General features: G+C 73.7%; 8 protein-coding genes and 1 pseudogene. 1 reads left to right on the top strand and 8 read right to left on the bottom strand.

Annotated elements, in window-relative coordinates:
- Window positions 1-11: 11 nt before the first annotated feature.
- Window positions 12-581 carry a dihydrofolate reductase family protein gene (locus tag ACIO6U_RS21610; RefSeq protein ID WP_401721360.1) on the bottom strand — a complete coding sequence of 190 codons (570 nt, stop codon included), beginning with the start codon at window positions 579-581 and terminating at the stop codon, window positions 12-14.
- A gap of 122 nt (window positions 582-703) precedes the next feature.
- Between ACIO6U_RS21610 and ACIO6U_RS21605 the strand changes: the two genes are divergently transcribed.
- Window positions 704-1,510, top strand: coding sequence for a M15 family metallopeptidase (locus ACIO6U_RS21605; protein ID WP_401721357.1), 807 nt, complete (start codon window positions 704-706; stop codon window positions 1,508-1,510).
- A 112-nt stretch (window positions 1,511-1,622) separates the two neighbouring features.
- On the opposite strand, the gene ACIO6U_RS21600 is transcribed toward ACIO6U_RS21605, so the two are convergent.
- From ACIO6U_RS21600 to ACIO6U_RS21570, 7 genes and pseudogenes are all read right to left on the bottom strand, one after another.
- On the bottom strand, window positions 1,623-3,215 hold the full coding sequence (locus ACIO6U_RS21600; RefSeq protein WP_401721354.1) for a DHA2 family efflux MFS transporter permease subunit: 1,593 nt from the start codon (window positions 3,213-3,215) through the stop codon (window positions 1,623-1,625).
- A gap of 10 nt (window positions 3,216-3,225) precedes the next feature.
- Window positions 3,226-3,777: a transcriptional regulator gene (locus tag ACIO6U_RS21595; protein WP_355332707.1), complete on the bottom strand. Its 552-nt coding sequence runs from the start codon at window positions 3,775-3,777 to the stop codon at window positions 3,226-3,228.
- A gap of 59 nt (window positions 3,778-3,836) precedes the next feature.
- Window positions 3,837-5,300 carry an FAD-dependent oxidoreductase gene (locus ACIO6U_RS21590; protein WP_355332709.1) on the bottom strand — a complete coding sequence of 488 codons (1,464 nt, stop codon included), beginning with the start codon at window positions 5,298-5,300 and terminating at the stop codon, window positions 3,837-3,839.
- A gap of 187 nt (window positions 5,301-5,487) precedes the next feature.
- Window positions 5,488-6,261 (bottom strand): thioesterase II family protein, encoded by a 774-nt coding sequence (locus ACIO6U_RS21585; protein ID WP_401721351.1) that lies wholly within the window; start codon window positions 6,259-6,261, stop codon window positions 5,488-5,490.
- Between the two features lie 216 nt (window positions 6,262-6,477).
- Window positions 6,478-10,596, bottom strand: a complete 4,119-nt coding sequence (locus tag ACIO6U_RS21580; protein ID WP_401721349.1) for a type I polyketide synthase — start codon at window positions 10,594-10,596, stop codon at window positions 6,478-6,480.
- 294 nt (window positions 10,597-10,890) lie between these two features.
- Window positions 10,891-17,478: pseudogene (locus ACIO6U_RS21575) on the bottom strand (SDR family NAD(P)-dependent oxidoreductase); the annotation flags it as partial.
- Between the two features lie 111 nt (window positions 17,479-17,589).
- Window positions 17,590-23,217, bottom strand: a complete 5,628-nt coding sequence (locus tag ACIO6U_RS21570) for a type I polyketide synthase (RefSeq protein WP_401721346.1) — start codon at window positions 23,215-23,217, stop codon at window positions 17,590-17,592.
- Window positions 23,218-23,257 lie beyond the last annotated feature (40 nt).

The following is a 23,257-nucleotide window of genomic DNA, read 5'->3' as shown; positions in this document are numbered from 1 at the left end:
CGGGACGCGGCTCACGCCCGGCGCGCCACGCGGTAGCGCAGGTAGAGCACGCTGGAGCTGAACGCGCGGGTCTCGACGAGGTCGAGGTCCACCCGGTGCTCGTCCCGGGGGAAGAACGGGACGCCGCCGCCGACGAGTACCGGGTAGACGCGTGCCCGGTACTCGTCGATCAGGCCCGCGGCGGCGGCCTGGGCGGCGAGCGTCGCGCCGCCGATCGCGATGTCGCCGTCCCCCGGCTCGGCCCGCAGCCGCTCGATCTCCCCCGTCAGGTCGCCGGAGGCCAGCCGGGCGCGACCCTCCACCTCCGACAGCGTGGTGGAGAACACCACCTTGGGCAGCGGCTTCCAGAGCGCGGCCCATTCGAGTTGGGCGGCGTCCATCGGCGGATCGTGGTCGGCGGTCTCCCAGTACAGCATCGTCTCGTACAACCGCCGCCCCAGCAGATGGACGTCGATCTGCCGGATCTCGTCGATCCAGGAGCGAAAGACGTCCGGGTCCGGCTCCGTCCAGTTGAAGTCGCCGTCCGGCCCGACGATGTAACCGTCGAGTGAGACGTTCATCGAATAGGTCACCTTGCGCATGAGAAGTCCTCCTCCGTGACGAATGCGAAAGTCACGACCCGATATCTCGACATACCTCACGCAATTGCCGAAGAATCTCGCATCGTTGATCGGCTCGTATCCAGGCTGGTATACCTGCACGCATGTCACGCACCGCGCATTCCACGACGCCGCGCGCGCTTTTCCTCGCGCTGGTCAGCTTAGCGTCGACCCTGGCCCTCTCCGCCCCCGCGGCGGTCGCGGACGACGTGAAGGCACCGCCCGGATTCGTCGCCCTCGGTTCGGTCGACCGCTCGATCATCCAGGAAATGCGTTACGCCACTGCGCACGACTTCGTCGGAGCGCCGGTGGACGGTTACGTCCAGCCGATGTGCCTCCTCACCCGCCCGGCGGCACTGGCACTCCACAAGGTGCAGCGCGCACTGCTGAAGACCGGGTATTCGCTGAAGGTCTACGACTGCTACCGCCCCCAGCGCGCCGTCGACCACTTCGTCCGCTGGGCGGAGGATCTGAACGACCAGAAGATGAAAGGCGAGTTCTACCCGGACGAGAACAAGGCCGATCTGTTCACCGACGGCTACATCGCGGCGAAGTCCGGCCACAGCCGGGGCAGCACGATGGACCTCACCATCGTCAGACTTCCGGCCGCCAAGACCCGCGCCTACGTCCCCGGCGAGCCGCTGACCCCGTGCTACGGCGCCCGCGCCGACCGCTTCCCCGACAACTCGATCGACATGGGGACCGGCTTCGACTGCTTCGACACCCTCGCGAACACGCTGGACCCGCGGATCACCGGCGTCCAACTGGCCAACCGGCTGACCCTCAAGAACGCGATGGACGCCGCCGGTTTCACCAACCTGCCGGTCGAGTGGTGGCACTACACCCTCGACCACGAGCCCTACCCGGACACCTACTTCGACTTCCCCGTCGCGCGGTCGTCGCTGAACTGACCCCGGAGCCGGGGCCCGGCCGCCGCCCCTTGAGGGCTCGGCGGCGGGCCGTTCCGGCGGGCGACGGACGACGGGCGTCAGGCGTCAGGCGTCAGGCGTCAGGCGTCAGGCGTCAGGCGAGGGAGCCGGAGGCGCGGCCGGGCGGCGGGCCGCCCGGGTCTCCGCCCTCGGAGGCGGCGGACGCCGCCGTGTCGTCGCTGTCCTGCGGCAGGGCGGCGCGCTTGGGCAGGAACACCAGGGCCAGGACGGCCGCGACGACGACGATGACGCCGCAGGCCAGCAGCACGGTGTGCATCGCGACGACGAACGCGTCGCGGACGGCGTCGAGAACGGCCTGGCTCTTGAGCTTGGCCGCCACGGCGACGCCCGCCGCGGGGCTGCGACCGGCGGCGTCCTGGATCTGCTGGGGCGACTTCCCGAGGTCCAGGTGGCCGCGGTACGTGGAGTTGGCCGCGGAGCCGAGCACGGCCACGCCGATCGCACCGCCGACCTGCCGTACCGCCTGGGTGAACGCCGACCCGACGCCGCTGCGTTCCTTGGACAGCGAGTTGAGGGCCGCCGCCATCGTCCGGGTCAGGGACATGCCGAGTCCGGCGCCGATGATCGTGAGCCAGATGGCGATGAACCCGTAGCCCGAGGTGGTCGAGGTGGCCATGCCGATGAACAGGCCGACGCCCATCAGCACGAAGCCGAGCGCCGGTACGGCGCGCGGACCGAGCTGCGCGGGGAGCTTGTTGACGACGCTGGCGCCGACCAGCAGGCCGCCGATCAGCGGCAGCAGCCGCAGGCCGGTGCCGAGCGCGTCGGTCCCGAGCACCGCCTGGTAGTACTGCGGGAGGGCGAAGATCAGGCCGAACATCGCGAAGCTGACGACGGTGGCGAGGACCGAGCCCCACACGAAGCCGCGGCTGCGGAACAGTTCGAGGTCCACCAGCGGGCTGCCGCCCGCGGCGGTGACCCGGCGCTCCCAGAAGGTGAACAGCACCAGGGCCAGCGCGCCGCCGACGATCGCCAGCACCACCACGGCGTCGCCCCAGCCGCGTACACCGGCCTCGATCGTGCCGTACGTGATGGCGGTCAGGCCGAGGCTGGAGATGAGGACGCCGACGTAGTCGATGCCGATGCCCGCGCTGCCGCGGGACTCGGGGACCAGCTTCGCGACCGCGAAGCTGCCGAGCGCCACGAGCGGCACGTTGACCAGGAAGACCGAGCCCCACCAGAAGTGGTTGAGCAGCGCGCCGCCGACGATCGGGCCGAGCGGCAGGCCGAGCATGGTGGAGATCGCCACGACCGTGATGGCCTTGGTGCGCTCCTCCTCGCTCTCGAAGATGTTGAGCAGCACCGATGTGCTCAGCGGCACGAGGAAGGCGCCCGCCAGGCCCAACAGCGCGCGGGAGGCGATCAGTTCGGTCGCCGTGTTGGAGTAGGCGCAGGCGAGCGAGGCCACGCCGAACAGGATCAGCGAGGCGAGCAGGAATTTCTTGCGGCCGTATTTGTCGCCCATCAGGCCCGCAGGCAGCAGGACCGCGGCCAGGACCAGCGTGAAACTGTCGACGATCCACTGGAGTTGGCTGGTCGAGGCGCCGAGGTCACCGCTGATCGTGGGGACGGCGACGTTGAGGATGGTCGAGTCGACGCCGACGGCCAGCAGGCTTAACCCGATCGCCCCGAGTGCCCACCATTTCCTGGTCTCCGTGCTGCTCATTCCGCCGCTCCTAGGTCTCGGGGAGATCGGCCGGGCCGTCGGTGTTCACCGCGTCCCAGCGCTTCCACATGGGGTCGGCCTCGGAGTCGAGCCAGGCGAACAGCCGGTGGGCCGCCCGCACGCGCCCGGCCCGTTCCGAGTCCTCCGGGAACAGCGCCAGCCCCTCGCCGGTGATGTCCACGAAGGACGTCAGACTCTCCAGCCGTCGTTTGAGCACGCCCGACCACGCGTCCTCGGTGATCTGGTAGTAGGTCGAGCGCTGACCGGCCCGGGTGACGGCCTGCACCATCCGCGCCTCGGTCAGCAGTTTCAGCGTGGTGGTCAGGGACGCCCGGCTGGCCTGGACCGCCTGCGCGATCTGCGCGGGGGTCTGGGCCGGCGGCTCGCTGACCATGAGCCAGGCCACCGTCCGCCCCATGATCGGCGGCCACCCGGCCTGGCTCATGAACCAGGACGTGACGCGCTCCATCCACGCCTCGACGTCCGGGCCCGGCCTCGACTCCCCGCCCTGGCCGAGGGGTTGGGGTGTGGGGTCAGGACCCGGACCGGTCATGTCTGCCATCGTACGGAACCTTCTCGTTGTTGCTGTACCCGCTACTCGTTTCAGTCATCAATGTAACGTCAAGATACGGCTTCCGCACGGTCGTCGGCGGTCACGGCGCGCCACTCGGCGGCGGTCAGGGTGGGTTCCGCGGGCGCGACCGTGCCGACGACGGCGGCGAGCGCGGCCTGGACGTCCGGTGCGCCGAGCGCGTCGGCCTCGCCCGACAGCGTGTTGACCAGCAGCGCGGCGGAGCAGACGACGGGGTCGAGCAGCGCCGCCTCGCCGATCGTGTCGGCCTGGCGGCGGCGTTCGGCGGCGTAGCGGGTCAGCCGCGGGTCCTCGGACCTGGTCTGCACGTCGGGGTAGCAGACGTCCTGCGACGTGGCGAGGATCCAGGGCGTGTCGACGACCGCGCCGACCGCGCGCTGCACGGCCTGCGCCGCGCCGGGGACCAGGCCGCCGCACTCGGACAGCGTCCGGTCGAGGGCGGCGGCGGCCAGCGCGGCGCTGCTCATGCCGTGTCCGTAGACCGGGTTGAAGGCGGCGACGGCGTCGCCGACGACCGCGAGCCCGTCGGGCCAGCGCACCAGGCGCTCGTAGAAGAGCCGGCGGTTGGCCGTCGAGCGGGATGCCTGCACGGGGGTCAACGGCTCTGCGTGGCGCAGCAGTTGCGAGATCAGCGGGTGGCGCAGGGAGTCCAGGTAGTCGCGGAACCCGTCCTCGTCGCCGGGCGGTTCTGCGCCGCGGGTGCCGGAGAGGGTGACCATCCAGCGTCCCCGCTCGATCGGCAGCAGGATGCCGTTGCGGCCCGGCACCCCGGCGCGGTGGTCGGCGTAGACGCTGACCAGCGGGAAAGGACCGCGGGCGCCCTCGGGTGCGGCGAAGATCCGGGTGGCGTAGGCCATGCCCGAGTCGATGACGTCCTCCTGGACGGGCGGCAGGCCCAGCACGCCGAGCCAGCGCTTCATCGGGGAGCCGCGGCCGGTGGCGTCCACGACGATGTCCGCCTCGACGACCGACATCCCGCCGCCCGTACGCGGCTTGTAGGTGACGCCGGTGATCCGGTCGGCGTCGCCGCGCAGGCCGATGATGTCGGTGTCGGCGAGCACGGTGATCCGCTTGTCGCGCAGCGCCTGGTCCCGCACGGTCCAGTCGAGCAGCGGCCGGCTGGCCGCGATCATGAACTGCGTCTCGGGCATGCGCTGTTGCCAGCCGTAGGCGGTGAGCGAGACCAGGTCCTCGGGCAGCCGGATCCGGTGGGCGCCGTCGGCGAGCAGCCGGTCGACGGTGCCGGGCAGCAGCGATTCCATGAGCCGCGCGCCGCCGGACCACAGGACGTGCGTGTGCTTGGCCTGCGGGACTCCGCGGCGCGGGTCGGGCCCCTCGGGCAGCCGGTCCCGGTCAAGGACCGTGACGGTGTCGACGTGGCGCAGCAGCGCGACGGCCGCCAGCATTCCGGCCATGCCCGCGCCGAGCACGACGGCGCGGCCTCCGGCGACGGGTCCGGTGGGTCCCGTGGGCCCCGTGGATGTTCCGACCATGGTGTCCTCTCACGTTCCTTTCCTGATGGATGCCCTGGGGTGCGCCTCGGGGCGGGGGCCTCGGCCGGGACTCATGCCGGGGCTTCGGCCTCGGCCGGTCGTCGCGCGTACGGGCGGCGGTCGGGGTCCGTAGCCGGGCCCGGCGGCGGGTCCTGGGCGGCCCGGCGTCTCCCGGCAGACGGCCGGCTCATGACGCGGGGACCCGGCCGAGGCAGGCGGCGACGGCCGTGGCCACGGCGGGCCACTGCTCGGCCAGGTAGAAGTGGCCGCCGGGGAAGCGCCGGAAGGACGTCCCGCCCGTGGTCTCCCGGCGCCATCCCTCGGCGTCCGCACCGCGCGCCCAGGGGTCGTCCTCGCCGAGGAACACGCTGATCGGGCAGCGCAGCGGCACGCCGGGACGGTAGGCGAAGGCGTCCAGCGCGCGGTAGTCGCCGCGCAGCACCGGCAGGACCATGGCGAGGATGCCCGGGTCCGCGAGCAGCGCGCCCGCGGTGCCGCTCAACGCGGTGAGATCGGCGACGAGTTCGGCGTCGCTGCGGCGGCCCAGGTGCGCGTTGCGGTGCACGGCGGGCGCTCCCCGCCCGGAGGCGATCAGCGCCACGGGGCGGGTCCTGCCGCCCGCCTCCAGGCGGCGGGCCACCTCCCAGCCGACCAGGGCGCCCATGCTGTGTCCGAAGAGCGCCAGCGGAACGGTGTCGGGCAGGTGCCCGAGCGCGTCGGCGACGGCGTCGGCGAGGCGTCCGATGTCCTCGGTGCAGGGCTCGTTGCGCCGCTCCTGCCGACCGGGGTACTGGGCGGCCAGCACCTCCACGCCGGGCGGCATGTGCGCGCTCAGCGGCTTGAAGAAGGTCGCCGATCCCCCGGCGTGCGGCAGGCAGACGAGCTGCACCGCGCCGGGACCGGGCGCCGCGGGCGTGTAACGGGTGATCCACGGACCGGTCTTCAGGTCCCAGGCGGTCATGGTTTCCTCCTCAGCGCCGCCGGGCCGGTTCGGCGACGACGGATGGAGCGGTGGGCGTACGGGGGTGGACGCCGGTGGCGGCCAGGTCTCCTGTGGCACCCGCGCGGGGCCACGGGATGCCGGGTCTGCCGTCGCGCCCGCGCGGGGCCGCCGCGCCGGATCGGGGTCCGGGCACGGCGTCGGCCGGAGGTCCTTCCGGCCGGCGCCGCGGGCGCGTCAGTCGGGGTCGAGGGCGGACAGCCAGCCGTCCACGGCCGCCGCGGTGGCCGCGGCGTGCTCGGCCTCGATCATCGAGAAGTGGTCTCCCGGCACGTCGACGGTGTCGTGCGGCAGCGCCCAGTCGACCCGCCAGCCCTCGGCCGCACCGCCCTGGTGGCCGCCGATCGGTTCGCTCGCCCGTACCAGCAGCGTGGGCGCGGTGAGGGCGTCGAGGCCGTAGTCGAACCCGGCGTAGCGGGCGCGGGCGGTGAGCCATGCCTCGCCCGCGTCGTCGGCGGAGGTCTCCACGACCTCCCGGCGCTCGCGCAGCGAATTCTGCAAGGTGTCCGTCCAGTCGGCGCCGAGCCCGTGCCCGCCGCCCCAGGTCGGCGTGTCGATGAGTACGAGTCCGGCCGGGGCGTGTCCGTCCGCCGCCAGTCGGGCCGCGGTGACGGCGGCGATGTTGCCGCCGCCGGAGTAGCCGAGGACCGCGAACCGCCGTCCCCCGGCGGCCTGTTGGGCCGCCTGTGCCAGCGCCTCGGTCAACGAGTCTACGGAGCAGGGCAGTTCCTCGCCGGACACGAAGCCGGGCAGGCCCACGACGGTGGTGGCGCGCCGTCCGCCGAGGCCGGCGGCGAACCGCGCGTACTGGTGGAAGTTCTGCCGCCAGATGAAGGTCGGGAAGCAGATCAGCAGCGGCTCGTCCGGGCCGTCGGCGAGTTTCACCGTCCGCAGGGGGCGGGTCAGTTCGGCGGTGGTGGTGAACTGGGCGCGGTAGTCGGCGAACCGGGCGAGCAGGTCGTGCGCCTCCTCGCCCCGGCCGAGTTCCACGGCGCGTTCGAACAGGCCGCTCAGGCCCTCGGCCGAGCGCACGGCGGGCGCGGCCGGTGCGGCGGATCCCGTGGCGGTGTCGCCGAGTTCGCGGTCGAGGTGGGCGGCGAGCGCGTCGACGCTGGCGTGGTCGAAGACCAGGGTGCTGGGCAGCGCGATGCCGGTGACGGCGCTGAGCGTGGTGGACAGTTCGACGGCGGACAGCGAGTCGAAGCCGAGGGTGGACAGTTCGCGGTCCGGGTCGACGTGCTCGCCCGACGGGTGACCGAGCACTCGGGCGACCTGGAGGCGTACCACGCCCAGCAGTTCGGCCGGCCGCTCGTCGGGGCCGAGCCCGGCGAGCCGTTCCCGGAAGGTGCCGGACTCCTGCGGCGCCGCCGGTTCCGCGGCGGGCGCGGGGCTGACGGAAGGGGCCGGGAAGGTGGCGGTCCGGCGCGTCGCGCCCGTCGCGCCCGTAGCGCCGAGCCAGTAACCGGCGCCTTGGAACGCGTAGGTGGGCAGGTCGACGACGCGGGCGCCGGTGCCCGCGAACACCGCCTCCCAGTCGGGCCGGACGCCGCGGGTCTGCACCGCGGCGACCGCGGCGAGCAGCGTGCGGGCCTCCGGCCGGTCGCGGCGCAGCGCCGGGACGACGACGGCGCCCGCGGCGGCCTCCCCCAGGCTGTCGCGCGCCATGGAGCTGAGCGCGGAGTCGGGGCCCAGCTCGACGTAGGTGGTCACACCGGCGGCCGCCATCGTCCGCATGCCGTCGAGGAACCGGACGGCCGAACGGATGTGGCGGGCCCAGTAGTCCCGTGAGGTCAGCTCGCCGGGCCCGGCGATCGTGCCGGTGACGTTGGAGAGCACGGGGATCTCCGGTTCGGCGAAGGTCATCGTCGCGGCCAGGTCCCTGAAGGCGTCCAGAATCGGGTCCATCCGCGTGGAGTGGGAGGCGATGCTGATCGCCAGCCGCCGGGTCTTGCGGCCCCGCTCGGCCCAGTGCGCGACGAGTTCGTCCACCGCGGCCTCGTCCCCGGAGACGACCACGGCTCGGGGCCCGTTGACCGCGCCGAGCGACACCTCGTGGTCGCGTCCGGCGAGCATCGGCGCCAGTTCGGCCTCGGACGCCTGGATCGCGGCCATCGCGCCGCCGGGCGGCAGGTCGCCCATCAACCGCCCGCGCGCGGCGACCAGTTCGGCCGCCTCGGGCAGCGACAGCACCCCGGCCAGGTGCGCGGCGGACAGCTCGCCGACCGAGTGGCCGATGAGGTGGCCGGGCCGCACGCCCCACGATTCCAGCAGCCGGTACAGCGCGACCTGGACGGCGAAGGTCACCGGCTGGGTGTACCGGGTCTCGTCCAGCAGGGCCGCGTCCGTCGATCCGGGCGCCGCGAACGCCAGCTCGCGCAAGGGGCGTTCGAGGTGCGGGTCCAGCGCCGCGCAGGCGGCGTCGAAGGCCGCCGCGTACGCCGGGAAGGTGGCGTACAGCTCCTGTCCCGCGCCCGCGCGCTGTGCGCCCTGGCCGGTGAAGAGGAAGGCCGGGCGACCGCTCACGGACGGCGGCCCGACGGCCGCGTCCGGGTCGGGCACGCCGTCGGCGAGCGCCCGCAGTCCGCGCAGCGCCTCCTCGCGGTCGGCGGCCAGGACCGTGCCGCGGGCGGTGAGTTCCGCGCGGGTGGTGGCGAGGGAGTAGCCGACGTCGGCCACCGCGAGCTCGGGCCGGTCGGCGAGGTGGTCCGCGAGCCGGGCGGCCTGGGCGCGCAGCGCGCGGCTGCCGTCGCCCGAGACGGGCAGCAGGACGGGCACGGCGGGGGCGGCTACGGCGTCGGCATCGGCGGCCCCTGCTCCGACGGTCCCTTCACCGGCCGCCGCAGGAGCGCGTACGCCGGTCGGCGGGGCGGGATCCGCGAGTTCCGCGGGGGCCTGTTCGAAGATCGCGTGCACATTGGTGCCGCTGATGCCGAAGCCGGACACGGCGCCGCGGCGCGGTCGCGGCTGGTGCCCCGACTCGTCGGCGGGCTTGGCCTCGGGCCACGCGATGGTCTCGGTGAGCAGCCGCACCGCACCGGAGTCCCAGTCGACGGCGGGCGTCGGGGCATCGATGTGCAGGGACTTCGGCATCGCGCCGTTGCTGATCGCCAGCACCATCTTGAGCACCCCGGCGATGCCCGCGGCGGCCCCGGTGTGCCCGAAGTTGGACTTGATGGAACCGAGCCGCAGCGGCTGGTCGGCGGGCCGCTCCTGACCGTACGTGGCCAGCAGCGCGCTGGCCTCGATGGGGTCGCCGAGCGTCGTGCCGGAGCCGTGCGCCTCCACGACGTCGACCTCGTGCGCGGACAGCCCGGCGTTGCGCAGCGCGGCGCGGATCACCTTGGCCTGCGCGCGGCTGCTGGGCGCGGCCAGGCCGTTGCTGGCACCGTCCTGGTTGATCGCGGAGCCGCGGATCACCGCGTGCACCCGGTGGCCGTTGCGGCGCGCGTCCGACAGGCGTTCCACGACGATCGCGCCGGCGCCCTCGGCCCAGGCGAATCCGTCGGCGGCGGCGGCGAACGCCTTGATGCGGCCGTCGGCGGCGAGTCCGCGCTGGTGGGTGAACTCGATGAAGAGGGTGGGGGTGGGCATCACGCTGGCGCCGCCGACCAGGGCCATGGCGCAGTCGCCCGAGCGCAGCGCCTGCGACGCCTGGTGCAGCGCGACCAGCGACGAGGAGCAGGCGGTGTCGATGGAGACCGCGGGCCCCTCCAGGCCCATGACGTACGCGATCCGGCCGGACGCCACGCTGCTGGCGTTACCGGTGAGCTGGTAGCCCATGATCTGCGGCGGCAGCTCCTCGGCGTCGGTGCCGTAGCCCGCGTAGGAGACGCCGAGGAAGACGCCGGTCGCACTGCCCTTCAGGGAGTGCGGGTCGATCCTGGCGTTCTCGACCGCCGCCCAGGACACCTCCAGGGCGAGCCGCTGCTGCGGGTCCATGGCCAGCGCCTCGCGCGGCGAGATGCCGAAGAACTCGGCGTCGAAGCGCGGCAGGTCGGTGAGGAAGCCGCCCTGGCGGGCGATCGAGGCGCCGGGGGTGTCGCCGTCGCCGAGCAGCATGCCCAGGTCCCACCCGCGGTCGTCCGGGATGTCGGTCATCATGTCCCGGCCGGACTCCAGCGCCTCCCACAGCTTCTCCGGGGTGTCCGCGCCGCCGGGGAAGCGACAGGCCATCCCGACGACGGCCAGGGGCTCGGTGGCCGCCGACAGCAGCCGCTGGTTCTCCTCGCGCAGCCGTTCCGTCTCGGTGAGGGCCGCGCGCAGCGCCTCGACGATGCGTCCGGTCTCCATGGCCATCAGTGACTCCGTTTCTGCTGGGACTTCCGTGGGGCCCGGCGCCGCTCGCGCCGCGTGTCGTGATCTCCGGTGGGCCGGGGCCCCGGGCTCGGCTCTCGCGTCGGCCGCCTCCGGGCGGCTGCTCGGGCGTTCAGAACCGGTACCGCTCCTGCCACGGCCCCCGGTGCCCCGCGGTCCGGCTCCGTACCGCGGGTCGAGGGGCGAGCCCGGTCCGTACGGTCCGGTGCCGTACCGACCGCTGCTCTACGAACCGTTGCCGTACCGACCGCTGCCGTACGTACCGGGCGCACGCCGTCACCGCTCGCCCAGCGCGGCGCGCACCAGGTCGTCGACGTCCATGTCGGCGATGGCCTCGCGCCGCTCCTCCCGCGCCTCGGGCTCCTCGGGCGCGTCGGGTGTGTCGGCCAGCCGCAGCAGCGTGTCCAGGACGCCGGCGGCGCGGAGCCGGGCGAACGGGACGGTGGCCAGCAGTCCGCGGATCCTGGCCTCCTCGGAGTCGGCCGAAGGGGGTCCCGCGACATCGGCGGAGCCCTCCACCAGCTCTTCGTGGAGCCGGGCGGCGAGCGCGGACGGGGACGGGCAGTCGAAGACCAGGGTGCTGGGGAGTGTCAGGCCGGTCGCGGCGTTGAGCCGGTTGCGCAGCTCCACCGCGGTGAGCGAGTCGACGCCCAGGTCCTTGAAGGCCCGCGACGGCCCCACCGGGTCGGTGCCGCTGAGCCCGAGCACCGCGGAGGCGTGCGAGCGGACCAGATCGAGCAGGTGCTCGCGCTGCTCGGCCGCGGGCCGTCCGGCCAGTTTCGCGGCGAGCGAGCGCGCCTCCACCTGGGCGGTGGAGCGGGCGGCGGCCCGGCGTCCCGCGGGCCTGCCGCCCGCGACCAGTGCGCGCAGCATGCCGGGCACCGGCGCCTGCCCGGCCTGGTCGCGCAGCGTCGGCAGGTGCAGCCGGGTCGGGACGGCCAGGGCCGTGCCCGTACCGCGCGCCGCGTCGAGCAGGGCCATGCCGCGCCGGGCGTCGATCGGCAGCACACCGGAGCCGGTCATCCGGGCGACCTGCTGCTCGTCCAGCCGTCCGGTCAGCTCGCTGACCTCCGACCAGTAACCCCAGGCCAGGGAGAGCGCGGGCTGCCCGTGGGCGCGGCGATGGTGCGCGTACGCGTCCAGGAACGCGTTCGCGGCGGCGTAGTTGGCCTGTCCGGGGTTGCCGAGCACACCGGCGCCCGCCGAGTACAGCACGACCTCGGCCAGGTCCGACTCCCTCGTCAGGTCGGCGAGGTTGACCACCGCGTCCACCTTGGGCCGCAGCACCCGGTCGACCTGTTCGGAGGTCAGCGAGCCGACCATCCCGTCGTCCAGGACACCGGCGGTGTGCACGACGGCGGTCAGCGGGCGGTCGGCCGGGACGGCGTTCAGTACGGCGGCGAGCGCGTCGCGGTCCGCCGCGTCGCACGCGGTGACGGTGACGCTCTCGGCGCCCGACTCCAGGAGTTCCGCGCGCAGTTGTACGGCGCCGGGGGCGTCGGGACCGCGTCGGCTGGTCAGCAGCAGGTGCCGTACGCCCCATGCGGTGACCAGGTGCCGGGCGGCGATCGAGCCGAGGGTGCCGGTGCCTCCGGTGACCAGCACCGTGCCGTCCGGGTCGAGCGGCTTGGGCACGGTCAGCACCAGCTTGCCGGTGTGCTTGGCCTGGCTCATCAGCCGGAACGCCTCGGGCGCGCGGCGCACGTCCCAGGTGCGGACGGGCAGCGGGCGCAGGATCCGGCGTTCGAAGAGCGCGACGAGCTTGCCGAGGATCTCCGCGATCCGGTCGGCGCCCGCGTCGATCAGGTCGTAGCGGCAGTACGCCACCCCGGGGTGGTCGGCGGCGACCGTGTCCGCGTCGCGCGGATCGGTCTTGCCCAGTTCCAGGAATGTGCCGCCCTCGGGCAGCAGCCGCAGTGAGGCGTCGATGAACTCCTGCGCCAGCGAGTTGAGTACGACGTCCATGCCGTGCCCGTGGGTGGCCGCGAGGAACTTCTCCTCGAACTCCAGGGTGCGGCTGGAGGCGATCCGGGACTCCTCGAAGCCCATCCGGTGGAGCGTGTCCCACTTGCCCTCGCTGGCCGTGGCGAAGACCTCCGCGCCCCAGTAGCGGGCGAGTTGGGCTGCGGCCATGCCGACGCCGCCGGTCGCGGCGTGCACAAGCAGCCGCTGTCCCTCGGCGAGGCCCGCGAGGTCCGCGAGCCCGAACCAGGCGGTCAGGAACACCGCGGGCACGCCCGCCGCCTGCTCGAAGGACAGGCCGCGCGGTATCCGCACCACCAGCCGCTGGTCGGTGACCGAGTACGGTCCGAACGGGTCGTGCAGCAGGCCCATCACCCGGTCTCCGACGGCCAACTCGGTGACGCCGGGCCCGACCTCGGTGATCAGGCCCGCGCCCTCGCTGCCGAGCCGGGCCTGGCCCGGCACCATGCCGAGGCTCACCAGCACGTCACGGAAGTTCACACCGGCCGCGCGGACCGATACGCGCACCTGCCCCTCCTCCAGCGGTGCCAGCGCCTCGGGGTGCGGAATCAGCGCGAGTGCGTCCAGGGTGCCGGGCGCGGTGGTGTCGAGCCGCCAGGCCGCGGCGCCGGCCGGCGGGCGCAGCAGGCGGGTGGTGTCGGCCGGGGCGAGGCGCGGCACGGTGGCCACCCCGACGCGCAGCGCGATCTGCTGCTCGTCGGCGGCGATCGCGCTGTTGAGGGCGGCGCCGACGCGCAGCCGGGACTCGTCGCGGCCGTCGAGGTCGAGCAGCAGGAACCGGCCCGGGTTCTCGGCCTGCGCCGACCGCAGCAGCCCCCAGAGCGCGGCGTGCGCCAGGTCCTCGACGTCCTCGTCCTCGGCCGCGGCGACCGCCCGCCGGGTCACCAGCGCCAGGCGGGTGCCGCGCAGCCGGTCGTCGGCCAGCCACTCCTGGAGCAGGGCGAGCGCGTCGGTGACGACGTCACGGGTGGTGGCCGCGAGGTCGCCGCCGGGCTTCGGCGTACCGAACGACAGCAGGGCCAGGCCGGGCGCGGGCGCGCCCTCGGCGATCGCGGCGGCCAATTCGACTGGACCGGTGCGGACTTCGTCCACGGCGTCCACCGCGCGCAGCGCGGGCAGCAGACCGTGGACGTCGTCGCCGAGTACGGCCCAGCCCGCGCCGGTCGGCGCGCCCGCGTCCAACGGGAGCCGCTGCCAGTCGAGTTGGAACAGCGCGTCCTTGATGTCCGCGTCGGCGTCCGGACCCGCCGCGTCCAACTGAGCCGCGCTGACCGGCCGCATCACCAGCGAGCCGACGGACAGCACCGGGGCGCCGTCCGCGTCGGCGAGCGTCAGCCGCAGGCTGTCCTGCCCCTCGGCCGCCGTGACCCGCACCCGCACGGCCCCGGCACCGACCGCGTGCAGCGTCACGTCACGCCAGGCGAACGGCAGATAGGTGGCCGAGGAATCGAGGAAGTCGCCGAAGCCGGTGGCGTGCAGCGCCGCGTCCAACAGCGCCGGGTGGACGCCGAACCTGCCCGCGTCCTGGTGGAGTTCGACCGGCAGCGCGGCCTCGGCGTAGACGGCGTCGCCGAGCCGCCAAGCGGACCGCAGCCCCTGGAAGGCCGGGCCGAAGGCGTAGACGGTCTCCTGCGCCCGCTCGTACATCCCCTCGGTGTCGGCGGCCACGGCGCCCGGCGGCGGCCACGCCGTCCCGCCCAGCGCGGCGTCGGCACCGCCGTCCGCCGCGTCGGCGGCGGGCGCGAGCGTGGCGGTGGCGTGCCGCGTCCACTCCGCGGGGGTCTCACCGCCCTCGGGCCGGGCGTGCACCTCCAGTTCGCGGCGGCCCCGCGCGTCGGGCGCGGCGACGGACAACTGCACCTGGACGTTGCCCCGTTCGGGCAGCACCAGCGGGCTGCCGAGGGTCAGCTCCGCCACCGTGCCGCAGCCCGCGAAGTCGGCGGCGTGCAGCGCCAGCTCCACGAAAGCGGTACCGGGCAGCAGCAGCCGGCCGCCCACCCGGTGGTCGGCCAGCCAGGGGTGGGTGGCGGTCGACAGCCGCCCGGTCAGCAGCAGCCGGTCCGCGCCCGCGACCGGCAACGCGGCGCCCAGCAAGGGGTGTCCGGCGGCTTCGAGCCCGAGGTCGGAGGCGTCGCCGGAGTTCTTGTAGCCCTCGGCGAGCCAGTAGTGCTGGTGCTGGAAGGCGTAGGTGGGCAGGTCCACGGGGCGGGCGGGGGTTGCGGCGAAGACGGACCGCCAGTCGACGGGGAGGCCGCGTACCCAGCCCTCCGCGAGAGAGGTCAGGAACCTTTCCTGGCCGCCCTCTTCGCGGCGGAGGGTGCCCAGGGCGACGGCGTCCGATCCCGCGTCCTCGAACGTCTCCGCCAAGCCGACGGCCAGCACGGGGTGGGGGCTGGACTCGATGAAGTAGCCGAAGCCGTCCGAGAGCAGGGCCCGGACGGTCTCGTCGAAACGGACTTCCTGACGGAGGTTGGTCACCCAGTAGTCGGCGTCCAGCGCGGTGGTGTCGAGCTTTCCGCCGGTGACCGTGGAGTAGAACGGGATCTGCGACGGCTGGGGCTCGATGCCGTCCAGTGCCTCAACTACCTCCCCGCGTATGGCATCGACCTGTGCCGAGTGCGAGGCGTAGTCGACATCGATACGACGCGCCCGTACGCCCCCGGCCTCGCATCCGGCGAGGAGGTCGTCCAACGCCTCCGGCTCACCGGAGACGACCGTGGACGACGGGCCGTTCACTGAGGCGACGGATATCCGCCCCTCGAAGCGCGCGACCTGCTCCCGCACCGCTTCCGCAGGGAGGGCGACGGAGACCATTCCGCCATGCCCCGACAACGTCCCGCGAATGGCCTTCGCCCGCAGCGCCACGACCTTCGCCGCGTCCTCCACCGACAACGCGCCAGCGACGCACGCGGCGGCGATCTCCCCCTGGCTGTGACCGATCACCGCACCCGGCTCGACACCCGCGGCACGCCACACCTCGGCGAGCGACACCATCACCGCCCACAACGCGCCCTGAACGACCACCACGTCATCCAGGACGCCCTCGCGGATCGCCTCCACCACCGACGACCCGACGTGAGGACGCAGCGCCGCGTCACACTCAGCCAACCGCGCCGCGAACACCGGAGACGACCCCAGAAGCTCAGTCGCCATCCCCGACCACTGCGACCCCTGACCAGGAAAGACGAACGCCACCCGACCCGCACCCGGACGCACCACACCGGACACCACACCCGAGGCCGCGACACCCTCCGCGACAGACCCCAGCAGGCCCCGCGCCTGGTGCGCCTCCGTGGCGAGCGCCACGCCGCGGTGTTCCAGGGCGGCCCGTGACGTGGCGAGCGACAGCCCGACGTCGGCCGGGCAGGAGCTGTCGCCGACGTGGTGCGCGAGCCGTTCGGCCTGCTCGCGCAGCGCGTCCGCCGACCGCCCGGACACGAGCCACGGGACGACCCTCAGCGGCCCCAACGGGCTCCTGTCCGGGCCGACTTCGGGTTCCGCGACGGCCTGCGCACCGTCGTGCTCCGGCTCCTCCAGGATCACGTGCGCGTTCGTCCCGCTGATCCCGAAGGAGGACACGGCGGCCCGGCGCGGCCGGTCGGCGCGCTTCCATTCGAGCGGCTCGGTGAGAAGTTCGACTCCGCCGCCGGACCAGTCGATGAAGGGGGACGGCTCATCGACGTGGAGGGTGCGCGGCAGCAGTCCGTTGCGCATCGCCTGGACCATCTTGATGACGCCCGCCACGCCTGCCGCGTGGGCGGTGTGGCCGATGTTGGACTTGATGGAGCCGAGCTTGAGGGTGTCGCTGTCGGCGCGGTTCCGCCCGTAGGTCGCGAGCAGGGCCTGGGCCTCGATGGGGTCGCCGAGCCGAGTGCCCGTGCCGTGGGCCTCGACCGCGTCCACCTGGTCGGCGGACAGGCGTGCGTCGGCGAGGGCGTCGCGGATGACGCGCTCCTGGGACGGGCCGTTGGGGGCGGTGAGCCCGTTGCTGGCGCCGTCCTGGTTGAGGGCGGAGCCGCGGAGCACGGCGAGCACGTGGTGGCCCTGGCGCCGCGCGTCCGACAGCCGCTCCAGCAGCAGCACGCCCGCGCCCTCGGACGGGCCGAAGCCGTCGGCCGCCCCCGCGAAGGACTTGCAGCGGCCGTCGGGCGCGAGGGCGCGCTGCCTGCTGAACGCGATGAAGCCCTGCGGTGTCGGCATCACCGCGACACCGCCGGCGAGGGCGAAGGAGCACTCTCCCGACCGCAGCGCCTGCACCGCCAGGTGCATCGCGACCAGTGACGACGAGCACGCGGTGTCGACGGTGAGCGCGGGGCCCTCCAGGCCGAGGCTGTAGGAGACGCGGCCGGAGACGACGCTGGCGAAGGAGCCGACCCCGATGTAGCCCTCGAGGCCCTCGGGCACCTTGTGGTTGCCGGTGACGTAGTCGACGGTGGCGGCGCCGACGAACACCCCGCCGCGGCTGCCCTTGACGGACAGCGGGTCGATGCCCGCCCGCTCCAGCACCTCCCAGGAGATCTCGAGCATGAGCCGCTGCTGCGGGTCCATGATCAGGGCCTCGCGGGCGTTGACGCTGAAGAAGTCGGCGTCGAACTGGTCCGCGTCGTGCAGGAATCCGCCCTCGCGCACGTAGTTCTTGCCCTCGGCGTCGGGGTCGGCGTCGTAGAGGCTGTCCAGGTCCCAGCCGCGGTTGACGGGGAACGGGGTGATGGCGTCGCCGTCCTCGGCGACCAACTGCCACAGGTCGTCGGGGGTTTCGACGCCGCCCGGGTAGCGGCAGGCCATCGCCACGATCGCGATGGGCTGCGGGTCCTCCAGCTCGCGGACCCGGCGCCGCGCCTTGCGCAGGTCGGCGGTGGCGCGCTTGAGGTACTCGCGGAGCTTGTCCTCGCCGACCTGGCCGGCGCCGGCGCTGCTGACCGTGGTGTCCATCAGGAGTCACACCTATTCGTGTTCGGGTTCGGTGAGGTCACAGCCGTACGGTGCGCGCCGTCACGGGGTGTCGAGTTCGTCGTCGAGCATGGCGAGCAGTTCGGAATCGGTGGCCGCTTCGAGATCGAGGTCGTCGTCGGCGTTGCCGGCGGACCGGGCGGCGCCGGGGTCCTGCGCGTCCTGCAATTTGGAGGCCAGGGCGTGCAGCCGCGCGGTGACCTTCCGCCGCAGCTCGTCGTCGGCGGCCGGCAGGTCCAGCAGCACCGATTCCAGGCGGTCCAGTTCGGCGAGGGCCGGGACGGTCTCGGCGGCTTCGCCCGGGGCGAGTTGGCCGCGGATGAAGCGGGCCGCGGCGGTCATGGTCGGGTGGTCGAAGGCGATGCTGGCGGGCAACTGGACACCGATGGACGCCTGGAGCCGGTTGCGCAGCTCCAGCGCGGTCAGGGAGTCGAAGCCCAGCTCCTTGAAGGCCCGGTCGGTCTCGATGGCCTCGGGCGAGCCGTGGCCGAGCACGGAGGCGACGTGGCCGCGAATCAACTCCTCCAGCCTGTGCAGTTGTTCGGCCTGCGACAGCCCGGCGAGCCGGGCCGACCAGTCGGCCGCCGCGGTCTCCGCGCGCGGTGCCTCCACCTTGCGCCTGGCCGGTGCGGCGGCCTGGACGAGGCCGCGCAGGAGGTCGGGGAGCGTGCCGGACGCGGCCCGTACGCGCAGCGCGTCGGTGTCGAGCCGGATGGGGACGAGCAGGCTCTCGCCATCGGTGACGGCCGCGTCGAACAGGTCGGTGCCCTGGCGCGCGGACAGCGGCAGGACCCCGGCCCGCGCGACCTTGGCCGCGTCGGCGTCGGCGCCCATCGCGCTGCTCTGCGCCCACAGGCCCCAGGCGAGTGACTGGCCCGGCAGTCCGAGGTCGCGGCGCTGCCGGGCGAGGGCGTCGACGAAGGCGTTCGCGGCGGCGTAGTTGGCCTGGGCGATGCTGCCGAGGACGCCGGAGGCGGAGGAGAACAGCACGAACGCGGACAGGTCGGCGTCGCGCGTCAGGTCGTGCAGATGGAGGGCGGCGGCGGCCTTGGGCGCGAAGACCCGGTCGATGTCCTGCGCGGTGAGCCGTTCCAGCGAGGCGTCGGACAGCACGCCCGCGCAGTGCAGGACGGCGGTCAGCGGGTGTTCCTCGGGGACGGCCGCGAGAAGGGCGGCGAGCGCGTCGCGGTCCGCGGCGTCGCACGCGGCGACGGTGACGGTCGCTGCACCCGACCCGGTCAACTCATCCCGCAATTCGGCCGCACCGGGGGCCTCTTCGCCGCGGCGGCCGACCAGCAGCAGATGACGTACGCCGTGCCGCTGGACCAAGTGACGGGCAATCAGGCCGCCGAGGGCCCCGGTGCCGCCGGTGATCAGGACGGTGCCGTCGGGCCGCCACGGGGTGCCGCCTGCCGCCGACGACGTGGCACGGGCGAGCCGGGGCACCATGACCGTGCCCGCGCGCAGGGCGAGTTGGGGTTCACCGGAGCCGACAGCGGCGGGTACGGAGGTGGGGAAGAGCGCCAGCGAGCCCGGGTCGTCGTCCACGTCGACCAGGACGAACCGGCCGGGGTGCGCGGCCTGCGCCGAACGGATCAGACCCCACAGCGCGGCGCCGACGAGGTCGCCGATCCGGTCCTCGGCGCGGGCGGCGACCGCGTGCCGGGTGAAGACGACCAGCCGGGACGGTGCCAGCCGGTCCTCGGCGAGCCAGCTCTGGACCGTGGCGAGGAGGTCGACGGTGGCGGCACGGGCCGCCGAGGCGTCATCCCGCTCGTGCGGACCGACCCCATGGCTGACGGCGACGAGTTCGGGCGCGGGAAGCCCCGCGTCGAGAGCTTCGGTGAGCGCGCCGAGATCGTCGTACGCCTGCGGGTACGCCCCGGACTCCTCCAGGGCTTCGGTGAGCCGGTCGTCGACCGGGCCGAGCAGCAACCAGTCGGCGCTCTGGCCGGAGACGGGAACCGGCGCCCACTCCACGCGGTGGAGGCTGTCCGGCCGGCCGGCGGCCGAGTGGTTCACCTCGTCGGCGGTCACCGGCTGCGGCAGCCCGGCGTCCAGGACGGCGACCGGGCCGCCGTCGGGATCGGTGAACGTCGCGGTGAACTCGTCGGGCTGGCCGGTCGGACGCAGGTGGGCGCGGAGCGCGGTCGCCCCGGCGGCGCGCAGCGAGAAGCCGGACCACCGCGTCCACTGGGCGTTCTGGTTCCGGTTGACCAGGGCGGGTTGCAGTGCCGCGTCCAGCAGAGCCGGGTGAAGGCAGAACCGCGCCGCGTCGCGGGCGTGTTCCTCGGGCAGCCGGATCTCGGCGTAGTACTCGCGGCCGACCCGCCACAGCTTGCGCAGGCCCTCGAACGCCGGGCCGTACACCTGGCCCAGGTCGGCCATCCGGCGGTGGAAATAGGCGAGGCTGACGGGCTGCGCGCCGCTGGGCGGCCAGACGGAGCCTTCCGGTTCGTCGGCCGGGCCGGACGCGTCCGGTTCCTCGGGTACGAGGACGCCGGTGGCGTGCCTGACCCACGGCGCGTCCGGCTCGGCGTCCTCGGCGCGGGCGTGCACGGCCAGCGGGCGGCCACCGTCCTCGTCGGGCGCGCCGACGGACACCTGGACGTGCACCGCGGCCTTTCCCCGCAGCGCGAGCGGCACGGTCAGCTCCAGCGTCTCGATCCGGCCGCAGCCCGCCATCTCGCCCGCGTAGAGGGCGAGTTCGGCGAAGGCGGTGCCGGGCAGCACGGGACGGTCGTGCAGACTGTGGTCGGCCAGCCACGGGTGGGTGCGCAGCGAGAGGCGGCCCGTCAGCACGATCCGGTCCTCGTCGGCGACGCGGACCGCGGCCGACAGCAGCGGGTGATCGACGGACTCCTGCCCGAGCCCGCTCGGGTCCCCGGCGCGCGCGGCGTCACCCTCCAGCCAGTAGCGCTGGTGCTGGAAGGCGTAGGTCGGCAGGTCCACGGGGTGGGCCGGGGTTGCGGCGAAGACGGACCGCCAGTCGACGGGGAGACCCCGTACCCAGCCCTCCGCGAGAGACGTCAGGAAGCGTTCCTGGCCGCCCTCGTCGCGGCGGAGGGTGCCCAGGGCGACGGCGTCCGATGCCGCGTCCTCGAAGGTCTCCGCGAGACCGACTGCGAGAACCGGGTGGGGGCTGGACTCGATGAAGTACCCGAAGCCGTCGGAGAGCAGAGCCCCGACGGTCTCGTCGAAACGGACCTCCTGACGGAGGTTGGTCACCCAGTACTCGGCGTCCAGCGTGCTCGTGTCGATACGGCCGCCGGTCACCGTCGAGTAGAACGGGATCTGCGAGGACTGCGGCTCGATGCCGGACAGGGCCTGGACGACTTCGTCGCGTATGGCGTCCACCTGTGCCGAGTGCGAGGCGTAGTCGACATCGATACGACGCGCCCGTACGCCCCCGGCCTCACATGCGGCGAGAACGTCGTCCAGCGTCTCCGGCTCGCCCGAAACCACCGTGGACGAAGGTCCGTTGACCGAAGCCACACCGATCCGGCCGTCCCAGCGCGCGATCAGCTCCCGTACGTCCTGCGCGGGCAGCGCGACCGACACCATCCCACCGTTGCCGGACAAGGTTCCGCGAATGGCCTTCGCCCGCAGCGCCACGACCTTCGCCGCGTCCTCCACGGAAAGCGCGCCCGCGACGCACGCGGCGGCAATCTCCCCCTGGCTGTGACCGATGACCGCGCCCGGCTCGACACCGGCAGCACGCCACACCTCGGCCAGCGACACCATCACCGCCCACAACGCCCCCTGAACCACCACCACATCGTCCAGAGCGCCCTCACGGATCGCCTCCACCACCGACGAGCCGACGTGAGGTCGCAGGGCCGCGTCACACTCAGCCAACCGCTCCGCGAACACCGGAGACGAGGCAAGCAACTCCATCGCCATCCCTGCCCACTGCGACCCCTGACCGGGAAAGACGAAGACCACCCGGCCGGAACCCGGACGCACCACACCGGACACCACACCCGGCGCCGGGACGCCCTCCGACAGCGAACCGAGCGCGCTGAGCGCCGACTTGGTGTCGGTGGCGACGGTGACGGCGCGGTGCTCGTGCTCGGCGCGGGTGAGGGCGAGCGCCCGGCCGATGGAGGCGAAGTCCGGGGCGTCGGAGTCGCCCGCGTATCCGCTCAGTCGGCGGGCCTGTGCGCGCAGGGCGGCGGCGGACCGGCCCGACACGGGCCACGGGACGGCGTTCAGCGGGCCCAACGGGCCTTCGTGCGGCGCGGATTCGGCCTCGTCGGGCTCGGCGAAGTCGGTGGCGGCTTCCAGGACGACATGCGCGTTGGTGCCGCTGATGCCGAAGGCGGAGACGCCCGCGCGGCGCGGCCGGTCATCGGGGGTCGGCCACTGCCTGGCCTCGGTCAGCAGCTCGACGGTACCGCTGGACCAGTCGACCTGGGGGGTCGGCGCGTCCACGTGCAGGGTGCGCGGGAGCAGTCCGTACCGCATGGCCTGCACCATCTTGATCACGCCCGCGACACCCGCGGCGGCCTGCGCATGCCCGATGTTCGACTTGACCGAACCGAGCCACAGCGGCCGGCCGGCGGGGCGGTCCTTGCCGTAGGTGGCGAGCAGTGCCTGCGCCTCGATCGGGTCGCCGAGCGTCGTACCGGTGCCGTGCGCCTCGACCGCGTCCACCTCGTCGCCGGTCAGCCGGGCGTCAGCGAGCGCGGCCTCGATCACCCGGCGCTGCGAGGGGCCGTTGGGGGCGGTCAGGCCGTTGCTCGCGCCGTCCTGGTTGACCGCGGTGCCGCGGACCACGGCCAGCACGCGGTGGCCGTTGCGCCGGGCGTCCGACAGCCGCTCCAGCAGCACCAGGCCCGCGCCCTCGGAGAAGCTGGTGCCGTCCGCGGCGGCGGCGAACGCCTTGCACCGGGCGTTGGGCGCGAGCATCTGCTGGCGGCTGAACTCGATGAACTCCATCGGGCTCGGCATCACCATCGCGCCCCCGGCCAGGGCGAGTTCGGACTCGCCGTCGCGCAGCGACCGCACGGCCAGGTGCAGGGCGACCAGCGACGACGAGCACGCGGTGTCCACCGTCAGCGCCGGGCCCTCCAGGCCGAAGGCGTAGGACACACGGCCGGAGACCACGCTGTTGGCCGACCCGGTCATCGTGTAGCCCTCAAGGCCCTCGGGTATCCGCGCGACATCGGCGCCGTACCCGGTGTAGGACGCGCCGACGAACACGCCGGTACGGCTGCCGCGCAGGTCGGCGGGCGCGATACCGGCCCGCTCGAACGCCTCGTACGCGGACTCCAGGACCAACCGCTGCTGCGGGTCCATGGCCAGCGCCTCGCGCGGCGAGATGCCGAACAGCTCGGCGTCGAAGTCGGCCGCGCCGTCCACGAAGCCGCCCTCGCAGGCGAGTTCGACGCCCTCGGGGTCGAACAGCCTCAGGTCGTCGGTCTCCCAGCCGCGGTCACCGGGGAAACCGGTCATCGCGTCCCCCTCCCCCGCGACGAGGTCCCACAGGTCCTCGGGGGAGGTGACACCGCCGGGATAGCGGCAGGCCATGCCGATGACCGCGACGGGTTCGTGGCTCTGCGCCTCGACCGTCCGGAGCCGCCGCTGCGTGCGCCTCAGGTCGGTCATGACCTTGTTGAGGTAGTCGCGGAGCTTCTTCTCGTCGGTGGACGGGGCCTGGTTCGTCATCGCGTGCACTCCGGGGATCGTGGGGACCTGCGGGCGGGGT

Source organism: Streptomyces sp. NPDC087422 (assembly GCF_044744145.1).
Taxonomy (GTDB): Bacteria; Actinomycetota; Actinomycetes; order Streptomycetales; family Streptomycetaceae; genus Actinacidiphila.
Note: the sequence above shows the minus strand (reverse complement) of the source record. Positions and strands in the feature narration are given on the sequence as shown.

Bases quoted from the DNA above. Each gene is read 5' to 3' on its own strand.
- ACIO6U_RS21570 (WP_401721346.1), bottom strand. From the start codon at position 23,217: ATGACGAACCAGGCCCCGTCCACCGACGAGAAGAAGCTCCGCGACTAC.
- ACIO6U_RS21585 (WP_401721351.1), bottom strand. From the start codon at position 6,261: ATGACCGCCTGGGACCTGAAGACCGGTCCGTGGATCACCCGTTACACG.
- ACIO6U_RS21610 (WP_401721360.1), bottom strand. From the start codon at position 581: ATGCGCAAGGTGACCTATTCGATGAACGTCTCACTCGACGGTTACATC.
- ACIO6U_RS21605 (WP_401721357.1), top strand. From the start codon at position 704: ATGTCACGCACCGCGCATTCCACGACGCCGCGCGCGCTTTTCCTCGCG.
- ACIO6U_RS21580 (WP_401721349.1), bottom strand. From the start codon at position 10,596: ATGGCCATGGAGACCGGACGCATCGTCGAGGCGCTGCGCGCGGCCCTC.
- ACIO6U_RS21590 (WP_355332709.1), bottom strand. From the start codon at position 5,300: ATGGTCGGAACATCCACGGGGCCCACGGGACCCACCGGACCCGTCGCC.
- ACIO6U_RS21595 (WP_355332707.1), bottom strand. From the start codon at position 3,777: ATGGCAGACATGACCGGTCCGGGTCCTGACCCCACACCCCAACCCCTC.
- ACIO6U_RS21600 (WP_401721354.1), bottom strand. From the start codon at position 3,215: ATGAGCAGCACGGAGACCAGGAAATGGTGGGCACTCGGGGCGATCGGG.